The following is a 19,944-nucleotide window of genomic DNA, read 5'->3' as shown; positions in this document are numbered from 1 at the left end:
GAGTTTGAACAAATTGTGTCAATCTAGAGCAGGCATCTATTTTTACCTTTTCAATATAGCTTTTTTAATAGGCATACCGTATAATTAATGAGAATTAGGAGGGGTAGCAATGAATCCATTTGAAGAAAATGTACAATCAAAGCGTAACGACGCAATCGATTCAGGAGTAGGTTTTGGCGTATCATTCGTATTTTTCGCACTTATTTTCATCATTGCGACTGTCATCGATTACGCAGCTTTATAAGATACAGTTAAAAAGACATTGTCATTTTGATGATGTCTTTTTCTGTTTGTGCAGATTAATTGTCTTAAACACTTTAAACCCATTCTTTGTAACCGTTACTTCAATTGTTCCCACCTCAGCCGTATTTAAAGTTGGTAACTTCATCTCCTCAAACCTCGCAACAACATCCTTATTCGGATGACCGTATCGATTATTTAACCCACTAGAAAATATCGATAATCGAGGCTGTACTAAATTTAAGAAAGGTTTAGTTGAAGACGTTTTGCTGCCATGATGTCCCACCTTCAAAATGTCCATATCCGAAATAGCCTCAGTATAATTATCTACCAAGGTCAATTCCCCTGATTGTTCTAAATCACCTGTGAACAAAGCTTGAAAACCAGAATGTTGTAATATTAAAACTAGTGAGTCATCATTGCCTTCATAAATCAAATCAGTTGGAGATAAATAAGATAATGTAGTGTCCCCGTGTTTCCAACTCCTCCCTGCAATCTGTTCACGAATTGGGATTCTCTTCTTTTGTGCGAAGTCTACAACATCTTTCATAACTGACATTTGCCAAGAGTTTGGGGACACATGAATTTCCTTAACTCGAATTTCCTCCATAACCTCTTCGGCACCTTCAGCATGGTCTGCATCAGCATGTGTCAATATAAGCTTATCTACTGCTCCTATACCACTTCCTTTTAAATAAGGAACAACAATACCTCTGCCAACTTCATAAGGCTTTCTAGACTCTTTCCACGCCTCCTGATCGAACCTCAATACTCCTCCTGTGTCTATTACATAAATTCCCTTACGAAATGGTAATTCAATTATAGTACAGTCTCCTTGTCCGACACTTAAAAATGTAATTTTCAAATTCTGATGCCAAGAAGGACTTTCATGAATAAAAAAAGCAGGAATTAAAAGTGTCAAGGTAATCAGGAACCAATGTTTCTTCTGTTCTACTTGCAGTAATACTACAATGACACTAACAAATGCTAGAAGTAGGAGCCACAATGAGGGTCTTCCAGGCGTCCACATTTGATACGGAATAGCCTGTAACGACATAATACATACGGACAATAACTCACGAACAGGTTCATAAATGAAAAAACAAAGCCACGCCAATGGATTCGCCACATATGTTAGCAGTAACAATAATAAATTTGCAGGCAACACGACAAATGAAAATAACGGAACAAAAAAGATATTTGCAATGAATGAAGACAAGCTGATTTCAAAGAAATGATACAAAAGTAAGGGATAGACGAGTAGCTGACAAACAAAAGTAATCGCAAATGATTGTTGCCAGGTATTTCTCGCTAATGAAAATATCTTCCCCGAAAACAATAACGACACAGTAGCCAAATAAGATAACTGAAAGCCAATTTGAAACACAACACTTGGCTGTAATAGCACAAACCCAATAAAACTCAACGCTAGCGCATCATCAATTGCTAAGCGATTCGAGACAATTCTACTTAGCATTACTAGTTCTACGACAGACACCGCTCGCCATACAGACGGTGCACCACCCGCTAAACAAGCATAAATAGGTAACGCAATGATAAGAACCCATGTCGCATGTTCTCTACGTATATGAAACCTCAGCAATAATTCATACACAAGCACCGAAACGAGCCCAACGTGCAAGCCTGAGATGGCAAAGAGGTGTGTTATACCAAGTTTCTGATATGCTCGCTCAACATCTGTCTCGACATTTTCACGTTCACCAATTATTAGAGACTGTGCTTCAGCTACTAAACTTTCTGGAAATGTATTTTCTATATGTTTTTTCACTTTGAACCTTTGTTCTGCAAAAAATGTAGAGAGTGATTTTTCTTTTTTCACAAATTGAAAACTTCTCACTTCAAAAATACCTTGCGCACCATTACTTTCAATATAGTTTGCCATAGAAAAAGCGTAACGATGTGCAGGCATCGAGGGTTGGACTAATTCGCCTGAAACTTGAAAAACTGAGCCACTTAATGATTGTCCTTCAAATTTCTTCTTTTGCTGTTCTGATTGGATAGTGAAAATAATATATACTCTTTGACCATTCGGCAATTTCGCAAAGCCTCTTAGCTTTTGTCCATTCACCTTATATTGATCAGTCCAAGTAATATTTGTAACGTGTGGAATAGGGGTAAGTCTTGTAGATAAAACATGTGAGAAATAACTATAAGAGGAGAGAGTAACAATAGCGATACATAACATTATGGCTACTTTTTCTTTTTTTAAATATAGCCAAATACTATAGGGGATTAGTATAAATAGTAACTTTGCCGATTCATGAGCAGCTATCGTTGCTAATAGAACCGGCAAAGCAAAATAGATTATTTTATGTCGGATATTTGTAAGCCAAATAGCTCTTTCACCTTCTCTTCAAAAGGGGCCAATTCCTCATTGGAAGCACCGCTGTCACGTAGCTTATTTAATAATTCGACGTACAGCGCCATTTTCTCATTGCTTAAGAAGTCAATCTTACGATCATCAAAAGGAACATGTACAACATTAACACCAGCTTGCTTAAACAATTCAATAGCATACTCGTTGTTTTTGTAATCCGTTGCGTAATATAAATTATGAATTCCTGATTGAATAATAGATTTTGTACAAGGTAAACAAGGAAAATGTGTCACATATAAATCTGCTCCATTTGTTGATGTGCCATATTTTGCACATTGCAATAATGCATTTGTCTCTGCATGTACTGTACGAACACAATGGTTGTCCACAACGTAACATCCTTTGTCGATACAATGATCATCTCCAGAAATCGAACCGTTATAGCCCCCTGCAATAATACGTTTATCACGCACGATTGTCGCACCAACAGCTAATCTTGTACATGTACTTCTTAATGCTAATAAATGGCTTTGTGCCATGAAAAATTGATCCCAAGTAATACGCTCCATATGAATGCCTCCTGAATAAATCGTTCTACTATAAATTTAGCCATAACCAACTAGAACCGTCAATGGATCATTTATTGAACGGTAATAAAGTCTCGTAAATTTTCGAACGTTTTATCGCCTATTCCCGTGACATTTTTTAAATCTTCTATCGTTTTGAAAGGACCGCTGTCATCACGATAACTTAAAATCGCTTTTGCTTTTGAAGGTCCGACACCATTTAAAGTCATTAGTGTTGCTTCATCAGCCGTATTTAAATTGACCTTATCTGACTGACTGCCAGTTTGACTACCACTACCTGTTTGAGTAGAAGGGGTGGGAGTCGATTGTTGATCACTAGCAATGGCTTGTATTTCCGAAGGTTCTTCACCTATTTTGGGTACATAAATAACCATTTCATCTTGCAACCTTTGAGCATGGTTGATACTTACTGAATTAGCATTTTTTGAATAGCCTCCAGCAAGTAAAATTGCGTCAATCACTCGACTGTCTGCAGATAATGAGTAAACACCAGGGTTTTTGACTGCACCTTTGACATCCACAATTATGGATGTATCCGCAATAATACCTTGTGACTCTTGTTGCTCTGTATTTAATGGTTCTTCCACTTTTGTTTTTTCTGGGATTGTTTCGAAAATGTCGGTTTGGGGAGTGTCCGACTGGTTTTGGGAGAAGTAGAAATAAAAAAAGCACGACAAAATCAAGATCCCTGGGAGGAGATACTTTTTGCCATACTGCTTCAAAAAAGAAGGAATTAGTCCGCACCATCCTTTCTTTTCAGAAGGCATAACATACGAAGCTAATTCCATATTATAGTATTTTTTAGTAATTGAAAAGAGATTATTTCACAGCGTGGAAGAATAATCGTTCAGATTCTGCTTCTGGTGCTTCTTCCGTAAAATCTGCTGTAATTGACACATTAGAAAATCCAGCGTCACTAAGCCATTTAACGTATTGCTCAACAGGAAATGTACGTTGGTAATGGTACTCTTCAAATCGTTCGAAAAGTTGCTCATTTGCTTGTACGTAAAACGTCATATCATGGTGCACTGAATGCGGAGCTTCCCCTGATTCTGTTTCCCAAATATAAGTAATTTCTCCGTCATCATACGTAAATGGACCATCTAAGAAAATGACATCCATTTTGAATAAAGAATGAACATCAAAGAATAAATGACCACCATCACAAAGTGACTCATAAATGCGTTCAAATGTAGCTACCACAGCCTCTTCATCTTTTAAATAGTTCAAGGAATCAATTGGAATCGTAACAACATTTAAATCAGAAAACCCATCTAGCTCGTCCATTGATTGACAAAACAATGGAATAGTTAGTTGTTCTTCCATAAAGCGTTCACTTGCAATCGCTAGCATTTCTTCCGATAAATCGACACCACTAACAGCATATCCTTGTCGTGCAAATTTTGCAGCCGTTACGCCCGTACCACAACCAACATCTAATAATTTTGGTGCAGTTGTGCTCGGTGCATGTTTCACTACCCAATCTACATACTGATCATACGGGATATCTGTCATTAATGTATCGTATACTTCGGCAAAACGCTGGTAACTACTCATAGCTCATCAACATCGATGAATGGAGCATCTCCCCATAAGCGTTCCAAGTTATAAAAAGTACGTTCGTCACGGTGGAATACGTGTGCCACAACATCACCCATATCTACTAATACCCAACGAGCTGCGTCAAAACCTTCTATACGTTTTACTTCATAGCCTTCTTTATGTGCTACATCTACCATTTCACGTGCAATTGCTTGCACTTGACGATCAGAATTGGCATGACAAACGATAAAATGATCTGCTAATGGTGAAATTCCTTGCATATTCATTACGATGATATCCTCCGCACGTTTATCGTCTGCCGCTTTATATGCAAGCTGTAGTAAAGTTTTAGTCATTCTTTCACTTGTCCTCTCTTTAACATCAAATCGTTATAACATTTGAATGAATCCGGAAATACCGGTTGATTTTTATTTATTAAAAACATGATGGAATGACGTATACACGCAATCATCACTTCGTTTAAATCCTCATCTTTTGCAGCAGCACGTAAGTCTTCTACACCAGGATATCGACGATTTGGTTCTATCATATCTGCAATATAGACAATCTTCTCTAAATCGCTCATCCCTTTACGTCCTGTTGTATGGTAGCAGATAGCGTTTAGTATGTCTTGATCATCTATATTAAATTCTTTTTTCGCAACATAAGCTCCCATTGGTGCGTGCCAAAGTTCATGATGGTATTTCAATAGAGTCGGATCCATCTCTTTATCGATAATTTTCGATTTCATCCAATCTCGATCAGCATACTTGCATGAATCATGAAGAATTGCTGCAGTTTCTGCTTTTCTCGGATCGCTCCCAAAGCGTTCTGCCAATGTAATTGCCGTTTCAGTAACACCAATTGTATGGATATAACGTTTTTCGGGCATACGGTCTTTCATCGCTAATAATAATTCATCGCGTTCCATATAACCCTTCCTCTCGTATATACTGTTCAACTTCTGTTGGTACTAAAAAAGTAATTGTGCGATTTGTCTGCACCCGCTCACGAACTATAGTTGAAGATAACTCAATAAGTGGCGCATCTATTATTTGCACGGGGTATGTTGTTTCTGCTTTCGAATGAGGACGTTTAACACCAACGAACTTCACAAGCTCCAGTAGTTCATCAATTTTATACCAGTGATCAAGCATATCTATCATGTCGCCACCGATAATAAAATAAAATTCACAGTCTGGTTCACTTGCAGTGAGCTTCCTCATCGTTTCATACGTATATGAAATGCCACCACTCTCTATCTCAAAAGGCTCAAGTTTAAAGTGCTTATTCGAAGCAATAGAAAGCTCCGTCATTTTCAGACGGTCTTCAGCAGTGGCATCGTTAGTCGTTTGCTTATGAGGTGGTATGGCATTAGGCATGAACCTTACTTCATCCAGACCAAGTGCATCATATACTTCATTTGCCATTATTAAATGTCCAATATGAGGTGGATTAAACGTACCACCTAATAATCCAATTCGTCGCATAAAACCAAATCCTTATTTAGATTTTGGTAATTCAATACGTTTGTTATCACGAGATTCTTTATATAATACAACTGTTAATCCAATTAATTGCACAAGTTCTGCACGAGCACCTTTTGCTAATGCTTCTGCTACTTCATGTTTATCTTCTTCACAGTTATCTAAAATACGAATTTTCATTAATTCGCGTACTTCAATTGCTTCTTTAATATGTTTGATTAATGCGTCATTCACTCCGCCTTTACCTACTTGGAAAATTGGATTTAAGTGATGTGCTTCCGCACGTAAAAAACGTTTTTGTTTACCTGTTAACATTATTTCCTCCTAATTGTTCCGTTAACGACTCTTTCATAGAAGTCGTATTAGGGAACTGTCCTAACCAATAATTAAATGCTAAAGCACCTTGATGAACGAACATTCCTAATCCTGTCACCACGGTTGCCCCACGTTGTTCTGCCGCCTGTAAAAAAGGCGTCATTAAAGGATTATACACAATATCCGCAACAATTGCTTTAGTTGAGAGCTGATCTAGTTCAAATGGCAGTTGTAATGTACCATTTTTTAGACCAGCTGGTGTTGTTTGAATTAAAATATCATAATCACCTAAAGTTGCTTCTGCTTCCTTCAGTGAAATTGCATTTGCACTACTACCTAACTCCTTACAGATTTGTTCTGCATTCGCTACAGTGCGGTTGGCAATCGTAATCGTTTGATAACCAGTGTGTTTCAGCGCAAAGGCAATACCTCTCGCTGCTCCACCAGCTCCAATTAATAGCACACGGCCATCACGGTGGGCGTCTCCAATTGCCTCTTCTAATGAACGCACAAAGCCAAGACCATCTGTATTATAGCCTTTTAACTTGCCATCCGCTTGTCGAACAACCGTATTCACAGCACCCATTTTTTCCGCCATTGTATCAAGCTCATCTAGATATGGGATAATCGAAGTTTTATGTGGGATCGTCACATTCCAGCCACTTGCTCCAAGCATTTTCAAAGAACTTATAGCTTCTTCTAATTGCTCAGATAACACATGGATTGGTAAATAAGCTGCATCTAAATTTTCTGCTGAGAACCACTGATTGTGCATTGCTGGAGACATCGAATGCTCGATAGGGTCTCCAATAACTGCAAACCATTTTTTCATATCAAAATCCTCCTAAATAAGAGATGGACGAATTTGAACTTCCACACCTTTAGGAGCATATGCTGCAATGACAACATTTGCATTTTGAACGGTAATCCAACCTAAACCAGAAAAGACGATATCTGTTTTTGCTTCTTTAATAGAAAATTCATAACGCACTAATTCTGGCAATTGATCGATATACTTTTCAGAAGGTGGAGCTAATAACTCACCTCTATGGGTTTCATATAAGTCATCTGCTTTTTCTAATTTTGTACGATGAATCTGTAAATCATTTGCAATATGAACAGTGAATGCAGCACGAGCACCTTGTATAAAATCAAAGCGTGCTAATGCTCCAACAAATAGTGTTTGGCCTTCGTTCAATTGGAATACTTTTGGTTTTATTTCTTTTTTCGGCATAATATATTTAAGTTCAGACGGGTCTAAATAATGTGCCATTTGATGATGATTAATAATTCCTGGAGTATCAAAGATTGCTTTACCATCCTCTAAAGGAATTTCAATCATATCTAAAGTTGTCCCAGGGAAATAAGATGTTGTAATCACTTCTTTTTCACCTGTTGCTTGTTTAATAATACGGTTGATAAAAGTTGATTTACCAACATTCGTACACCCAACTACATATACGTCTTGTCCACGACGATATTCATCGATAGCAGCCATTGCTTCTTGCATGCCCATTCCTTTATGTGCACTAACAAGCATAACGTCAATTGGTTTTAAACCTAATTTCTTTGCCTCTTGCTTTAGCCAGTTAACAACTTTTTGTTTTTTCACTGACTTTGGTAGTAAATCTGCTTTGTTTGCAATTAATAATACAGGGTTATTGCCTACAAAACGGTGTAAGCCCGGTAACCAGCTTCCATTGAAATCAAAAATATCTACAATTTTAACGATTAAGCCATTTTGTTGACCTAAACCGTTTAAAATACGTAAGAAATCATCATCTGTTAATGCTACCGGTTGTAATTCATTATAATTTTTCAAACGGAAGCATCGTTGACAGATGATACTTTCCTTTTCAAGAGATGAAGCCGGTGCATAACCTGGCGCTTTTGAATCGTCTGTTTGAATAATTGTTCCACAGCCGATACAATTTGGCATTTCATTCATTTATTTATTCCTCCCAAGTTTTGACACCATGTTTTTTCAAATAATTAAAGACACGTCTTTCGACCATGCGATTAAAGCGTGTGACAAAGCCATCAGATAGTGCAACTGGCTTCACAAGAATAGTGTGTATGCGAAGACGATTTCCACCAAGGACATCCGTCAGCATTTGATCGCCTACCATGACAACTTCATGTCGCTGCATATTCAGTCTTTTTAAAGCTCGCTTAAATGCATTACCCATAGGCTTACGAGCATTGAAGATATATGGTAGCTCTAAAGGATCTGCAAATGCTTTTACACGAAGCTCTTTGTTATTTGAAACGATCATTACTTGAATACCCGCTTCACGAATAGTTTTCAACCATTCGATTAGCTTTTCAGTCGCATCTGGACGATCCCATTCGACAAGTGTATTATCCAAATCTGTAATAATTCCGCGAACACCAAGTTGCTTTAGTTTGTCAGGTGTAATTTGATAAATCGATGTGACAAATTCTTTTGGCATTAAAAAGTTATACAAATCATGTTCCCCTTATCTATCATAGTCAACGTTATTTAGTGTTTGCTCACTAAACTAGACGTATTCTCTTTAATTCACTTTATCGATTATAACATATGTGCGAACGCTTCTCCCACACGAATCCGTCCATCTTTCACAACATTTTCAAGGAATGCCGCACGATTCTTTTCAAAAATCATGACAACAGTCGAACCGAAAGTGAAATAACCAACTTCCTCGCCTTTTTCCCAAGTGTCAGACGTATTCGTCAATTGAATAGAATTTACGAACATTGCGCCAACTTTTATCACTTCGCAATGTGCGCCACTACTCGTTTTTAGCTCTGTAACACTACGGTAATTGCCAGAAATCGGTTTATTACCATATGTAAGACCAGTGCCGTTAACTGGATATGACTTCGCACCAAGTGTATATTGGCGAACAACTTTCCCATCAATCGGACTATGAATACGGTGATAATCTCTAGGACTTAAGTAAAAGACAATGTATTGACCATTTTCAAATGTTTTCGCATGCTCTTCCTTACCTAAAAGATCAACTAAATCATAGGTTTTCCCTTTTACAAAAAACGATGTATTATTTTCTATCGTTCCAAACGATTCAATTTTTGCATCAACAGGACTTACATACATTTCTGGATTATGATCAATTGGTCTTGCTTCTGATACGAGCTTACGTGTGAAGAAATCATGTAAACTCGTAAAAGATTGCATGTTTTTTGAAACCTCGCCCGTTTCAATATCGTATATATCAATATAGGACGGTATTATCTTCTTACTTATAGCCGATGTGGTAAAGCGTTTTAAAAGCACCGAAGACCATTTACCATTCGTTAGTTCAATCGCTTTTTGATAAAGTTTTTCTTTCATCATGCATTGTCCTCCATTCCAAAAAAGATTTACGGAAACTTATAAAAGAAGTATAATGTTCTAATACTGAATAACAAAGGAGTGTTGTCCATTGTTTTTACTTCACATGGTGGATACCACAGTTAAAAAAATGAAATCACATTTAGCAAACTTAATCACTATTGGAAATCTATCTTTTGGTGGTGCGTCAATTATGGCTACCATCAATGAATCATACGAATACAGTGTGTTATTTATTTTTATAGCTGCCCTGCTAGATCGCTACGATGGAAAAGTAGCACGAAAATATAACCAGGAATCGGCATTAGGTAAACAACTTGACTCGATGAGTGATATTATATCATTCGGCGTTGCCCCTGCGTTATTAATGTACGAAGTGGTGTTAAGCCAATTTGGTACAGTAGGAATGGTAGTGACTGTCATGTACATGGCTTGCGGCGCATTTAGACTAGCCCGTTTTAACATTACAGAATCAAATGGCTTTTTCACTGGCCTGCCTATTACAGCTGCAGGTGCTATCTTAACTGCCTCATTCTTTTTTATATCTATACTTTCAACGGTATTTTACATGTTTTTGTTCCCGATTTTATCTATTTTAATGATTAGTACCTTTTCTTTGAAAAAAGTTTAATGAAATTGAAATGTCTAAAGCGTCCAATTAAATTGGGCGCTTTTTTACGTACTTAGACAACCACAAGCTGTCATATATTGATGAACGATGACAGAAAGGATGTCTGAAATGAGTACATTATTAACAGCCATCATCCAATTTTGGATGGAGATTCCCTCAATTGTCGGCTATTTGAAAGGTCAGGCGTTCCCTCAACCATTTTCAAAGGAAGAAGAGGCCCTTTGTTTGGAACGCTATTTAGCAGGCGATGAACAAGCGAAGCTCGAGCTTGTCGAAAGAAATATGCGTCTTGTCGCCCATGTCGTGAAAAAATTTCATCCGAAACACGAGCAACTTGATGATTACATTTCTATCGGTACTATTGGTTTAATGAAAGCTGTTAGTAGCTTTACACCGGATAAGAAAACACGCCTAGCTACTTATGCCGCACGCTGTATTGAAAATGAAATACTGATGTTCTTAAGAGCTCAGAAAAAAGTACAGAAGGATGTTTCTTTATATGAACCAATCGGTACAGATAAAGACGGGAATGCATTAGAAATTACAGACTTACTGCAAAGTGATGAACGACCAACTGATGTACAGATTGAGCAACAGGAGGAAGAACAGCATTTATATAGACATCTCGATAAATTGGATGAACGGGAACTTGAAATTATTCAAAATCGATATGGACTAGGTACCTTTGAACCTTTGACTCAAAAAGAAATCGCAAAAAAACTAAGTATTTCGAGAAGTTACGTTTCTCGTATTGAAAAACGAGCATTAATAAAACTCTATCAATATTTTAAACATGAAAAAAACTCCCTCTGAGAGGCATCTCAGAGAGAGCTTACTAGTTATTTAAGTTAGTCAGTTGTTTCAGCTGTAATAATTAAACTAGCAATTGCTGTAATCGCCATTGCTCCTGCCATTAAAAATACCATGCCAAGTCCCCCTAACATCCCTAGATTAATGTGTAGCATCCCTACAACTATTTTACCATTAGGATGTTATTTAGATCAGATGATATATGAACAACTTCTGTCAAATAATAGGCGTAATTGTGAACATTAAAGTTTTTCAATAACACGTAAAACGATTTCAGTTGAATGTTTTGCAGCCACTGGTAAGAATTCCTCAAAACTAATATTCGATTCTTTACCTGCAATATCAGATAACGCTCGAATAACGACGAATGGTGTACCGAATTGATGACATACTTGCGCTACTGCTGCCGCTTCCATTTCAGCAGCCTTCATTTGTGGGAAATGGCTTCTAACAAGCGCTACACGTTCAGGATCGTTCATAAATGAATCTCCTGTTGAAATAAGCCCAGTTGCAAATTGATGCTCTCCAAGCTCTGCTACGACTTCCTCAGCTACTTCACGTAGCATCTCATCCGATTTAAAAGCAGCAGGCATTTGTGGTACTTGACCCATTTCATAACCGAAGATAGTAGCATCTACATCATGATGACGTACCTCATCAGAGATAACAACAGCTCCAACTTCTAAGTTCTCATCAAAGCCACCTGCTGAACCTGTGTTAATCACAACATCAGGTTTAAATTGGTGTAACAAAATTGTCGTAGACATCCCTGCATTGACTTTACCAATTCCACTTTTAAGTAAAATAACATCATGCCCTTTATATGTACCTGTTGTATATTCACTATTTGCGATTGTTGTTGAAGTTGTATTTTCAAGAGTTGCACGTAGAAGTTCTACTTCCTCTTCCATTGCACCAATAACTGCGATTTTCATATTTCTCCGCCTTTCTTTTTTCGACACTTCTTTAAACATAAAACAAAAGGCGTCCATCCGTCAAGAACGAGGATGACGCCTTTTCATTTTCTTAAAAGAGTTTATTGATTTGCACTTGGTAAAGTCTTTAGAACTTCCATTTTCGTTGGTTTCCATCCTTTGTTTTTTACCCATTTCATATACACACGGTACTTATCTTTTTTATCCTTTGAAGAAACAGTCCCTATTGCCGTATCTGGACTCCCACCATTTTTAATAAACCAAACAATCATATCATCTTCATTTAGACCAGTTGTTGAAGCCAGTGTTGTGACCTTCTCTTTCCAGTCTATTGAATTAGAATCGTAACTAGAATTATGCTGTGCACCTGATTCCTTTTGAGCTGTAGCAGTTGGTTTCCAGTTAGAGTCTTTGATGACTTCTTTGACAATAGGATCATCCGAATCTTCTTTTTTCGCTGTTGAGCTATTTGTTTTATCTTCTGATGAATTTGAGTTGTTATCTGTAGAAGTGCTACTATCAGTTTGTGTTTGATCTACTGAGTTATTACTCTCTGTATCTTCTTCCGTACTAGTAGTATCATCTACATTATTATTCTCTTCGTCATTGTCTTCCGTTTCAGTTGGTTCTTCCGTTTCAGTTGGTTCTTCCGGTTCTTCCGGTTCGTCTGACTCATCTTCCTCTTCTTCTGCAGGTTGTTTAATAACAGGTTTTTCTTGCTGTATTTTATCCGTCTCTTTTGCAGTGTCTTTGTCGTCGGATTTGTCACCTAGTATTATCATAGTCGCTACTACAAGTATAAGTAGTACAACGACTCCTATTAGTCCATTTAATAATTTATCCATTTTTTTCTTTTTATCTTGTGGTCGATTAGGTTGTGGGTTGTATCGACGTTTCGTCTCAGCCATTTTGATTCCCCCTATATAAAATCTCTATTATAGAGTAACACGAATTGTTTCATTGTCCCAAACAAAAAAAGCTTATCCATTTAGAATAAGCCTTTTTGCATAATCATTTTATTTGATTGTGATGATACGTACGTCCATGTCTCCACCAGGCGTAGTAACTTTTAACTCTTCTCCAACTTTACGGCCTAGAAGACCTTTAGCAATTGGTGAGTCATTTGAAATAAGACCTTCGATAGGATCTGCTTCTGCTGAACCTACGATTGTGTAAGTTTCTTCATCGCCATCTGGAAGTTCTAAAAATGTAACCGTTTTACCAATTGCAACAAAGTCATTACTTAATTGGTCTTCTGTGATGATAACAGCATTACGAATCATTGCTTCAAGAATCGTAATACGACCTTCAACAAATCCTTGTTCATCCTTCGCTGCATCATACTCAGAGTTTTCAGAAAGGTCACCGAAACTACGAGCTATTTTAATACGCTCTACTACTTCTTTACGTTTCGTTGAGATTAAGTACTCTAGTTCATCTTGTAATTTCTGTTTACCCGCTGTTGTCATTGGGTATTGTTTTTCATTTGACAAAGTATTTCACTCCTTAGATAATTCACTACTTAATAAAAATACTATGCCGCTTCTATGAAAAGAATGCGACATAGTTTTTATGAAAATATTGCCAATCCATAAATATCATATTACACAATAGTTTCAGATTCAAGAATTGTTTTAATTTTTGTAACCATTAAATCGATTGCCACTTCATTTTGACCACCCTCAGGGATGATAATATCAGCATATCGTTTTGTAGGTTCGATGAATTGATTGTGCATTGGACGAACAACAGATAAGTATTGGTCAACGACAGAATCGATTGAGCGGCCACGCTCATTTATATCACGAACTATTCGACGGATAATACGTAAGTCAGAATCAGTATCCACAAATAATTTAATATCCATTAAATCACGTAGACGTTCATCTTCTAAAACTAAAATTCCTTCTAAAATAATTACATCCTGTGGTTCGATGTGAATTGTTTCTTTTGCACGTGTATGTAGAGCATAGTCATACACTGGTTTTTCTATAGCTTGTCTATTTAAAAGACGTTTGACATCTTCAATTAATAAATCTGTGTCAAAGGCATTTGGATGATCATAGTTTGTAGATAAACGTTGCTCAAACTCTAAATGACTTTGATCTTTATAATAATAGTCTTGTTCAATAACAACAACTGAGTGTTCTTTAAATACATCATGGATAGCATGTGTAACACTCGTTTTACCTGAACCCGAACCACCGGCAATCCCAATTACAACAGGACGTTTTTTACTCATTATCGGGTCTCCTTACGCATCATATTATGTGGGAATAATTCTTGTTCACATTTAAAGCGAACAATTTGTAACGGATGACGTGCTGCGTCTAGTGCATTGCCGTCCTCATCCCAAACTTCATCTAGTGTTACTCGGAAATTTTCAATTTCAGGACCGAAAAATTCCACTTCTTCACCTGGTTTGAAGAAGTTACGTTGTTGCAATGTAACCATTTTTGTTTCTTTATCATAATCAAGCACCATACCGACGAAATCATATTTCGTTTGTTTACCATGCTCTCCAAACATTTGTTGCTCGTAACTTGGCTCTCCTTCAAAGAAAGATGAGGCCGTTTCACGATTTGCACATTTATCTAATTCTTCTAACCAAGCTTTATCGATTTTGAAGTTATCTGGGTCTGCACAGTATGCGTCCATAACTTTACGATATACGCTTACAACGGTTGCTACGTAATGAATGGATTTCATACGACCTTCTACTTTTAATGAATCGATACCAAGCTCAATAATTTTAGGAATAGATTCGATTAGTTTTAAGTCTTTTGGACTCATGGCAAATGCTTCATCGTCTTCAGTAAATAATGGTTTTTCAACGCCATCTTCTACTTCATATAAGTCATAATCCCAACGGCATGATTGACAACAACCACCGCGGTTAGAATCCCGTGCTGTCATATGGTTAGATAACACACAACGTCCACTATAGGCGATACACATCGCACCATGAACGAACGACTCGATTTCGATATCCACTTTTTCTTTCATAAGTTTGATTTCCTCAGCACTTGTTTCACGAGCCAATACAACTCGGTGTAAACCTTCTTCTTTCCAATACTGTACTGCCTTCCAGTTGGATAGAGATTGCTGTGTACTTAAATGAATTTCAATCTTTGGTGCCACTTCACGACATGTTTCAATAATGAGTGGATCTGCCACGATGATACCTGTAATACCTGCTGATTCCAGGTCACGTAAGTATTCTTCAAGACCGTCCATGTTTTCATTATGAGCAAAGATATTTGTTGTGACATAAATTTTAGCGCCATATTTCTTTGCAAATTCAACACCTTCACGCATTTCGTCAATGGAGAAGTTGCCTGCATTTGAACGTAAACCAAATTCGCGTCCGCCGATGAAAACAGCATCTGCACCGTAGTGTACAGCTATTTTTAATTTCTCTAAGCTACCTGCTGGTGCCAATAATTCAGGTTTTCGCACGATGACTCTTTTGCCATCAATGATTTCGCTGATGCGATCATTTTGTATTATTGTCAAAGTGAACCTCTCCTTTCTTAATAGACTGTTTCCTTAAAGTAGAATCCAGTATCTAATGGACGAATTGTTGGTTGAATTTCTTCAATTTTTGCTAATAAGTCATTTTTAATATCGAAATAACTGTCAGCTGATTCCGCATAAGCATCGATTGCTTTACGGTAACATTTTGTCACAGTAACAACATATTCAGGTGATTGTAGCACACCTTCAATTTTAAATGAATCAATTCCCGCTTCAAATAACTCATCTAATTCATCAATAATACATAAATCATTCGGACTGAAAATGTGCGTACCATTTAAATCTTCATAAATTGGATATTTGTTATTACGTTCGTCATCATGTAAAAACATATTACGATTTTCTTTACGGTTTTCAACTTCCATTGCTTTATCTTGATATAAGAAATAGTTACCCAGTAATGAACGTTTTGATTGGAACATACAAGTCATACCATGAACTTGTACTTCGATTTCAAATTTTGTGTTTTCTTTAATTTCAATTACTTCATCCATGCTTAACTCTCGAGCTAAAACTGTACGCGTTGCTCCACGTTTGCCCCAATAGTCAGCTTGGAACCAGTTTGTTGCAATAGTTTCCGGACTCCATTGTAGCGGAATCGTCACTTCTGCTTCACGTCGCGCAATAATCATAGCAGGATCGCCAAAAACGATTGCATCTACGCCAATTTCCGCTAATTTTCGCATATATGGTGCAAGTGCGTCTACTCTGTCATTATGGAAAATAGCATTCATCGCTACATATACTTTTTTTCCTGCTGCATGAATTTTCTCAGTTGCTGCAGCTACTTGTTCTATTGAAAATTCACCTGCTAAACGTAGACCGAATTGTTGTTCACCTATTAAAAAAGCATCCGCTCCAGCTTGGATGAGTGCTTCAACATGCTCAACAGATTGTGGTGTAACGAGTAATTCAGGTTTCTTCATGAATGGTCACCTCTTTATACATATCAATAAACCGTCCCCTACTGGGAAGAATGTGGATTTGTAATCAGGATGATTAATAATCCAGTCTGCAAAATGATGTAGGTTACGGATCATCGTTCTTTTTCGTCTTGGTACTTCTTTCATATCTAAATCTGATAGGCCATGCATGTACATATTATCGATATATAGTATACCGCCAGAACGAACTAGGGGACTATATTTGTCGAAAAAGCGTTGGTACTGACCTTTTGCCGCATCAATAAAAACAGCATCAAAAGTTGGATGATTACTTTCCACATCCACTTCTAACGCATCCCCTTCAAGTAACTCAATATTCTCTTTAGCAACCGATTGTGCGATAAATTGTTTTGCATGTTGAATGCGTAGGGCATCACGTTCAATCGTCACAACCTGGCATTGTGGTAATGTCTCTGCCATACGAATAGCGGAATAGCCAATGGCTGACCCTATTTCTAATATAGATGATGGCTGTTGTATACGCAGCATTTGAAGCAATATCTCGATTGCAGGTAATTGCATAATTGGTACATGGTTCTCTTCAGCGAAGCGTTCCATTTCCATTAGCAATTCTGATCTTGGTTGGATGAAGGTTTGAATATATGAATCCGAAATGTTCATACTTTCATAGCTCCTTAAGTATCAAAAATACACTTTATATTATCATGAAAATAGAAGAAAAGCGAGTAGTGCTTTTCTTCTACAGTTTGTTACTTAATATATTTGTCAACATTCTTTAGATGTTCTTCGTACTTTTCAGCGAAATGATTGATACCATTTTTATCCGCTAAGAAATACAAGTATGGCGTTTCAGCAGGGCTAATTGCCGCATCTAATGATTCTTTACCTGCATTGGCTATCGGTCCTGGTGGTAATCCCTTCACTTTATAAGTGTTATAAGGATTATCTACCTCTAAGTCTTTATATAAGACACGATCCTTATGCTCACCTAATGCATACAAAACTGTCGGGTCTGTTTGTAAAGGCATACCCGCTTCAAGTCGGTTATTGAAAACACTTGCGATTGTTTCTCGGTCAGTTTTAGCAGTAGCTTCACGTTCAAGTAATGAAGCAAATGTTAAAAATTCATGAACAGACATACCTTTTTCTTTTAACTGTTCACTATATTGCGTTACAACCGTATTTGTTTGAGCAATCATTTGATCTACAATTTCTTCTAAAGTAGGTTCTTCTTCAAAGAATGCGTAGGTCGCTGGATATAAATATCCTTCTAACGCGTAACGAATCTTTTTGTTACTTACTTTTTTCGTAATCAGTTCTGGATACTTAGCTTTCATCTTCTTAACGAAAGATTTGCTTGTTACAAGCTTCATAAATTCATCTGATGAGTACTGTGTACTTTTAGCAACGCGATTACCAATTTGATCTATTGTCAAGCCTTCTGGAATGATAAGAGAGAAAGCTGGCTGACGATATACCTTACCTGTTTTCAAACTTTGAATAATTTCATCGATTGTCATTGATTTTGTTAATTTATACGACCCTGCTTGGAACTCTGATTCATTTTTAAACTTTGTGTAGTATTTAAAAACTTTAGCATCTTTAATGATGTTCTTTTTCTCAAGCGTGGTAGCGATAGAATCGAGATTAGAACCAATTGGCACTTCAACCTTCACTGTCTTGTTAGAATCAGGATCAACAGGTTTTAATGCACTAGATACATAAAAATACACGCTCGTACCAATTATGGCTGTAACAATAATAACGATTAAAGCAATAATGAAAACAATTTTCCGAACGGTTTTTACTTCTTTTTTATGTTCTTTCATTTTCTCTAACATTGCTTTTTTTTGAGATTCCTGGTCCACTAGCTGTCCTCCTATTACCTATCTAAACTATTATCATAAATAAAAAGCGGAATGAAAAAAACCATTCCGCTTTCATAAAGGCTTACAGATTACTCTTCACCGAATTCAGCGTCAAGCGTGTTCAATACTTCTTCAACCATATCCCACTCTTCATCTGTTTCAATTTCTTCAATCGATTCAAGTTCACCGTCTTCTGATAATATAGTTTTAGCAGCGAAAACTTCTACTTGTTCACCTTCTGCAACGCCCTCTTCATAATAAAGAACGTATGATTGTTCAGTAGCATCTACTGAAAATTCATAAAGCACGGCATATGTGTGTTCGTTGCCTTCTTCATCGATTAGATGGATATGTTTGTGATCGTGTTCTTGTTCATTTGACATGCTTTTCACCTCTTGTTTAAATTAAAAATTATTCAGCGTCGATATCTTCATCAAGCTCATTTACAACTTGCTCGATTAAATCCCATTCAGCTTCAGTTTCGATTGGTGCTAATTCACCGTCTTGACCATCTTCAGAAGGTGTGAATGCTGATGCAAAGATTTCTACTTCGCCTTCTTCATCTTCAGTACCAATTACGTAGTAAAGTACGTAAGATTTACCGAATTCTTCTGAGTCAAATGTATGAAGTACTTCACACAATTGTTCGTTGCCCTCTTCATCTACCACTGTGATATTGCGTTGTTCTTGTTCGTTTTCGTTTGTCATAATATATTCACCTCATAATTATTTTCGGTCTAAATACCCTTGAAGGATCATAACCGCAGCCATCTTATCAATAACTTTTTTTCGATCCTTGCGACGGACATCTGCTTCAATCAGCAAGCGCTCCGCAGCCATCGTTGTTAGACGCTCATCCCATAATGTTACCTTTAAAGAGAAGGTATCCTCTAACAGCTCTTTATAGCGTTGAGAAGCTTCTCCTCTAGGGCCGACAGTATTGTTCATATTTTTGGGGAATCCAACAACGAATTCCGTTACTCCATATGATTGGACAAGTTCACGAATTCGGTCAATACCAAATTCTTCGTTTTCTTCGTCGATTTTTACAGTTTCAATTCCTTGAGCAGTCCAACCTAGTGCATCACTAATTGCTACTCCAACTGTTTTAGAACCAACATCTAAACCCATTATTCTCATCATTATGCCTCGTTATTCTTTTTAATGTAGAACTTCACAAGTTCTTCTAGTATTTCGTCACGCTCAAGCTTGCGAATTTTGTTACGAGCCTCTTGATGACGAGGAATATATGCCGGATCACCTGACAGCAGGTAACCAACAATCTGATTAATCGGATTATACCCTTTTTCTTCTAGTGCCGCATGAACATGAAGCATAGTTTGCTTTACTTCTTGTTCCATAGATTCTTCGGGAAAATTAAATTTCATCGTTTGATCGAACGAACTCATGCT

General features: G+C 37.1%; 27 protein-coding genes. 3 read left to right on the top strand and 24 right to left on the bottom strand.

Going from position 1 to position 19,944, the window contains the following annotated elements:
• Nucleotides 1-109: 109 nt before the first annotated feature.
• On the top strand, nt 110-244 hold the full coding sequence (locus tag MHH98_RS06040) for a YqzM family protein (protein WP_038187184.1): 135 nt from the start codon (nt 110-112) through the stop codon (nt 242-244).
• Nucleotides 245-265: 21 nt separating this feature from the next.
• On the opposite strand, the gene MHH98_RS06035 is transcribed toward MHH98_RS06040, so the two are convergent.
• From MHH98_RS06035 to MHH98_RS05980, 12 genes are all read right to left on the bottom strand, one after another.
• Nucleotides 266-2,446 carry a DNA internalization-related competence protein ComEC/Rec2 gene (locus MHH98_RS06035; protein ID WP_340712287.1) on the bottom strand — a complete coding sequence of 727 codons (2,181 nt, stop codon included), beginning with the start codon at nt 2,444-2,446 and terminating at the stop codon, nt 266-268.
• A gap of 119 nt (nt 2,447-2,565) precedes the next feature.
• Nucleotides 2,566-3,147 carry a ComE operon protein 2 gene (locus tag MHH98_RS06030; protein WP_038187191.1) on the bottom strand — a complete coding sequence of 194 codons (582 nt, stop codon included), beginning with the start codon at nt 3,145-3,147 and terminating at the stop codon, nt 2,566-2,568.
• Between the two features lie 71 nt (nt 3,148-3,218).
• The gene (locus tag MHH98_RS06025) at nt 3,219-3,752 is read right to left on the bottom strand and encodes a helix-hairpin-helix domain-containing protein (RefSeq protein ID WP_246832116.1); all 534 of its coding nucleotides are present in this window, start codon (nt 3,750-3,752) and stop codon (nt 3,219-3,221) included.
• 232 nt (nt 3,753-3,984) lie between these two features.
• Nucleotides 3,985-4,722, bottom strand: a complete 738-nt coding sequence (locus tag MHH98_RS06020) for a class I SAM-dependent DNA methyltransferase (protein WP_076064901.1) — start codon at nt 4,720-4,722, stop codon at nt 3,985-3,987.
• Nucleotides 4,719-5,063, bottom strand: a complete 345-nt coding sequence (gene rsfS, locus MHH98_RS06015; RefSeq protein WP_076064902.1) for a ribosome silencing factor — start codon at nt 5,061-5,063, stop codon at nt 4,719-4,721. Before rsfS ends, MHH98_RS06020 begins: the two co-directional genes overlap by 4 nt.
• Entirely contained in the window at nt 5,060-5,638 is a 579-nt protein-coding gene (gene yqeK / locus MHH98_RS06010) for a bis(5'-nucleosyl)-tetraphosphatase (symmetrical) YqeK (RefSeq protein ID WP_038187200.1), read from the bottom strand. The genes rsfS and yqeK overlap by 4 nt, the downstream gene beginning before the upstream one ends.
• Nucleotides 5,625-6,197 carry a nicotinate-nucleotide adenylyltransferase gene (locus MHH98_RS06005; RefSeq protein WP_038187203.1) on the bottom strand — a complete coding sequence of 191 codons (573 nt, stop codon included), beginning with the start codon at nt 6,195-6,197 and terminating at the stop codon, nt 5,625-5,627. Before MHH98_RS06005 ends, yqeK begins: the two co-directional genes overlap by 14 nt.
• A gap of 12 nt (nt 6,198-6,209) precedes the next feature.
• Nucleotides 6,210-6,509 carry a ribosome assembly RNA-binding protein YhbY gene (gene yhbY, locus MHH98_RS06000; protein ID WP_038187215.1) on the bottom strand — a complete coding sequence of 100 codons (300 nt, stop codon included), beginning with the start codon at nt 6,507-6,509 and terminating at the stop codon, nt 6,210-6,212.
• Nucleotides 6,496-7,341: a shikimate dehydrogenase gene (gene aroE, locus MHH98_RS05995; RefSeq protein WP_038187218.1), complete on the bottom strand. Its 846-nt coding sequence runs from the start codon at nt 7,339-7,341 to the stop codon at nt 6,496-6,498. The genes yhbY and aroE overlap by 14 nt, the downstream gene beginning before the upstream one ends.
• A gap of 12 nt (nt 7,342-7,353) precedes the next feature.
• Complete coding sequence (yqeH, locus tag MHH98_RS05990; protein ID WP_038187220.1) at nt 7,354-8,457, bottom strand: ribosome biogenesis GTPase YqeH; 1,104 nt, start codon at nt 8,455-8,457, stop codon at nt 7,354-7,356.
• A 4-nt stretch (nt 8,458-8,461) separates the two neighbouring features.
• Nucleotides 8,462-8,977: a YqeG family HAD IIIA-type phosphatase gene (locus tag MHH98_RS05985; protein WP_038187223.1), complete on the bottom strand. Its 516-nt coding sequence runs from the start codon at nt 8,975-8,977 to the stop codon at nt 8,462-8,464.
• An 86-nt stretch (nt 8,978-9,063) separates the two neighbouring features.
• Nucleotides 9,064-9,846 carry a phosphatidylserine decarboxylase gene (locus MHH98_RS05980; protein ID WP_038188258.1) on the bottom strand — a complete coding sequence of 261 codons (783 nt, stop codon included), beginning with the start codon at nt 9,844-9,846 and terminating at the stop codon, nt 9,064-9,066.
• 91 nt (nt 9,847-9,937) lie between these two features.
• Here MHH98_RS05980 and pssA point away from each other — a divergent pair, with 91 nt between their 5' ends.
• Both pssA and sigK read left to right on the top strand, forming a co-directional pair.
• On the top strand, nt 9,938-10,477 hold the full coding sequence (gene pssA, locus MHH98_RS05975; RefSeq protein WP_179078245.1) for a CDP-diacylglycerol--serine O-phosphatidyltransferase: 540 nt from the start codon (nt 9,938-9,940) through the stop codon (nt 10,475-10,477).
• A 108-nt stretch (nt 10,478-10,585) separates the two neighbouring features.
• A complete protein-coding gene (sigK, locus tag MHH98_RS05970) occupies nt 10,586-11,290 on the top strand; it encodes an RNA polymerase sporulation sigma factor SigK (RefSeq protein ID WP_038187226.1) in 705 nt (234 codons plus the stop codon).
• Between the two features lie 239 nt (nt 11,291-11,529).
• On the opposite strand, the gene mtnN is transcribed toward sigK, so the two are convergent.
• From mtnN to MHH98_RS05910, 12 genes are all read right to left on the bottom strand, one after another.
• Nucleotides 11,530-12,222 (bottom strand): 5'-methylthioadenosine/S-adenosylhomocysteine nucleosidase, encoded by a 693-nt coding sequence (gene mtnN, locus MHH98_RS05965; RefSeq protein WP_340712286.1) that lies wholly within the window; start codon nt 12,220-12,222, stop codon nt 11,530-11,532.
• A 101-nt stretch (nt 12,223-12,323) separates the two neighbouring features.
• Nucleotides 12,324-13,130 (bottom strand): YrrS family protein, encoded by an 807-nt coding sequence (locus MHH98_RS05960; protein WP_076064903.1) that lies wholly within the window; start codon nt 13,128-13,130, stop codon nt 12,324-12,326.
• 108 nt (nt 13,131-13,238) lie between these two features.
• A complete protein-coding gene (gene greA / locus MHH98_RS05955; protein WP_038187233.1) occupies nt 13,239-13,715 on the bottom strand; it encodes a transcription elongation factor GreA in 477 nt (158 codons plus the stop codon).
• A 110-nt stretch (nt 13,716-13,825) separates the two neighbouring features.
• Complete coding sequence (gene udk / locus MHH98_RS05950) at nt 13,826-14,464, bottom strand: uridine kinase (RefSeq protein ID WP_038187236.1); 639 nt, start codon at nt 14,462-14,464, stop codon at nt 13,826-13,828.
• A complete protein-coding gene (locus MHH98_RS05945; protein ID WP_038187239.1) occupies nt 14,464-15,738 on the bottom strand; it encodes a peptidase U32 family protein in 1,275 nt (424 codons plus the stop codon). The genes udk and MHH98_RS05945 overlap by 1 nt, the downstream gene beginning before the upstream one ends.
• A 17-nt stretch (nt 15,739-15,755) precedes the next feature.
• Nucleotides 15,756-16,685, bottom strand: coding sequence for a peptidase U32 family protein (locus MHH98_RS05940; protein ID WP_340712285.1), 930 nt, complete (start codon nt 16,683-16,685; stop codon nt 15,756-15,758).
• Nucleotides 16,686-16,691: 6 nt separating this feature from the next.
• Nucleotides 16,692-17,324, bottom strand: a complete 633-nt coding sequence (locus tag MHH98_RS05935; protein ID WP_038187244.1) for an O-methyltransferase — start codon at nt 17,322-17,324, stop codon at nt 16,692-16,694.
• An 89-nt stretch (nt 17,325-17,413) separates the two neighbouring features.
• Nucleotides 17,414-18,532 (bottom strand): endolytic transglycosylase MltG, encoded by a 1,119-nt coding sequence (mltG, locus tag MHH98_RS05930; RefSeq protein WP_179078244.1) that lies wholly within the window; start codon nt 18,530-18,532, stop codon nt 17,414-17,416.
• A gap of 89 nt (nt 18,533-18,621) precedes the next feature.
• The gene (locus MHH98_RS05925; protein WP_038187247.1) at nt 18,622-18,915 is read right to left on the bottom strand and encodes a DUF1292 domain-containing protein; all 294 of its coding nucleotides are present in this window, start codon (nt 18,913-18,915) and stop codon (nt 18,622-18,624) included.
• A 28-nt stretch (nt 18,916-18,943) separates the two neighbouring features.
• Nucleotides 18,944-19,240, bottom strand: coding sequence for a DUF1292 domain-containing protein (locus MHH98_RS05920; protein ID WP_038187264.1), 297 nt, complete (start codon nt 19,238-19,240; stop codon nt 18,944-18,946).
• Nucleotides 19,241-19,258: 18 nt separating this feature from the next.
• On the bottom strand, nt 19,259-19,672 hold the full coding sequence (ruvX, locus tag MHH98_RS05915; RefSeq protein WP_038187267.1) for a Holliday junction resolvase RuvX: 414 nt from the start codon (nt 19,670-19,672) through the stop codon (nt 19,259-19,261).
• A 2-nt stretch (nt 19,673-19,674) separates the two neighbouring features.
• Entirely contained in the window at nt 19,675-19,941 is a 267-nt protein-coding gene (locus MHH98_RS05910; protein ID WP_038187270.1) for an IreB family regulatory phosphoprotein, read from the bottom strand.
• Between the last annotated feature and the right edge of the window lie 3 nt (nt 19,942-19,944).

Origin of the sequence: Viridibacillus sp. FSL H8-0110, assembly GCF_038003565.1 — a bacterium.
GTDB lineage: Bacteria > Bacillota > Bacilli > Bacillales_A > Planococcaceae > Viridibacillus > Viridibacillus arenosi.
Note: the sequence above shows the minus strand (reverse complement) of the source record. Positions and strands in the feature narration are given on the sequence as shown.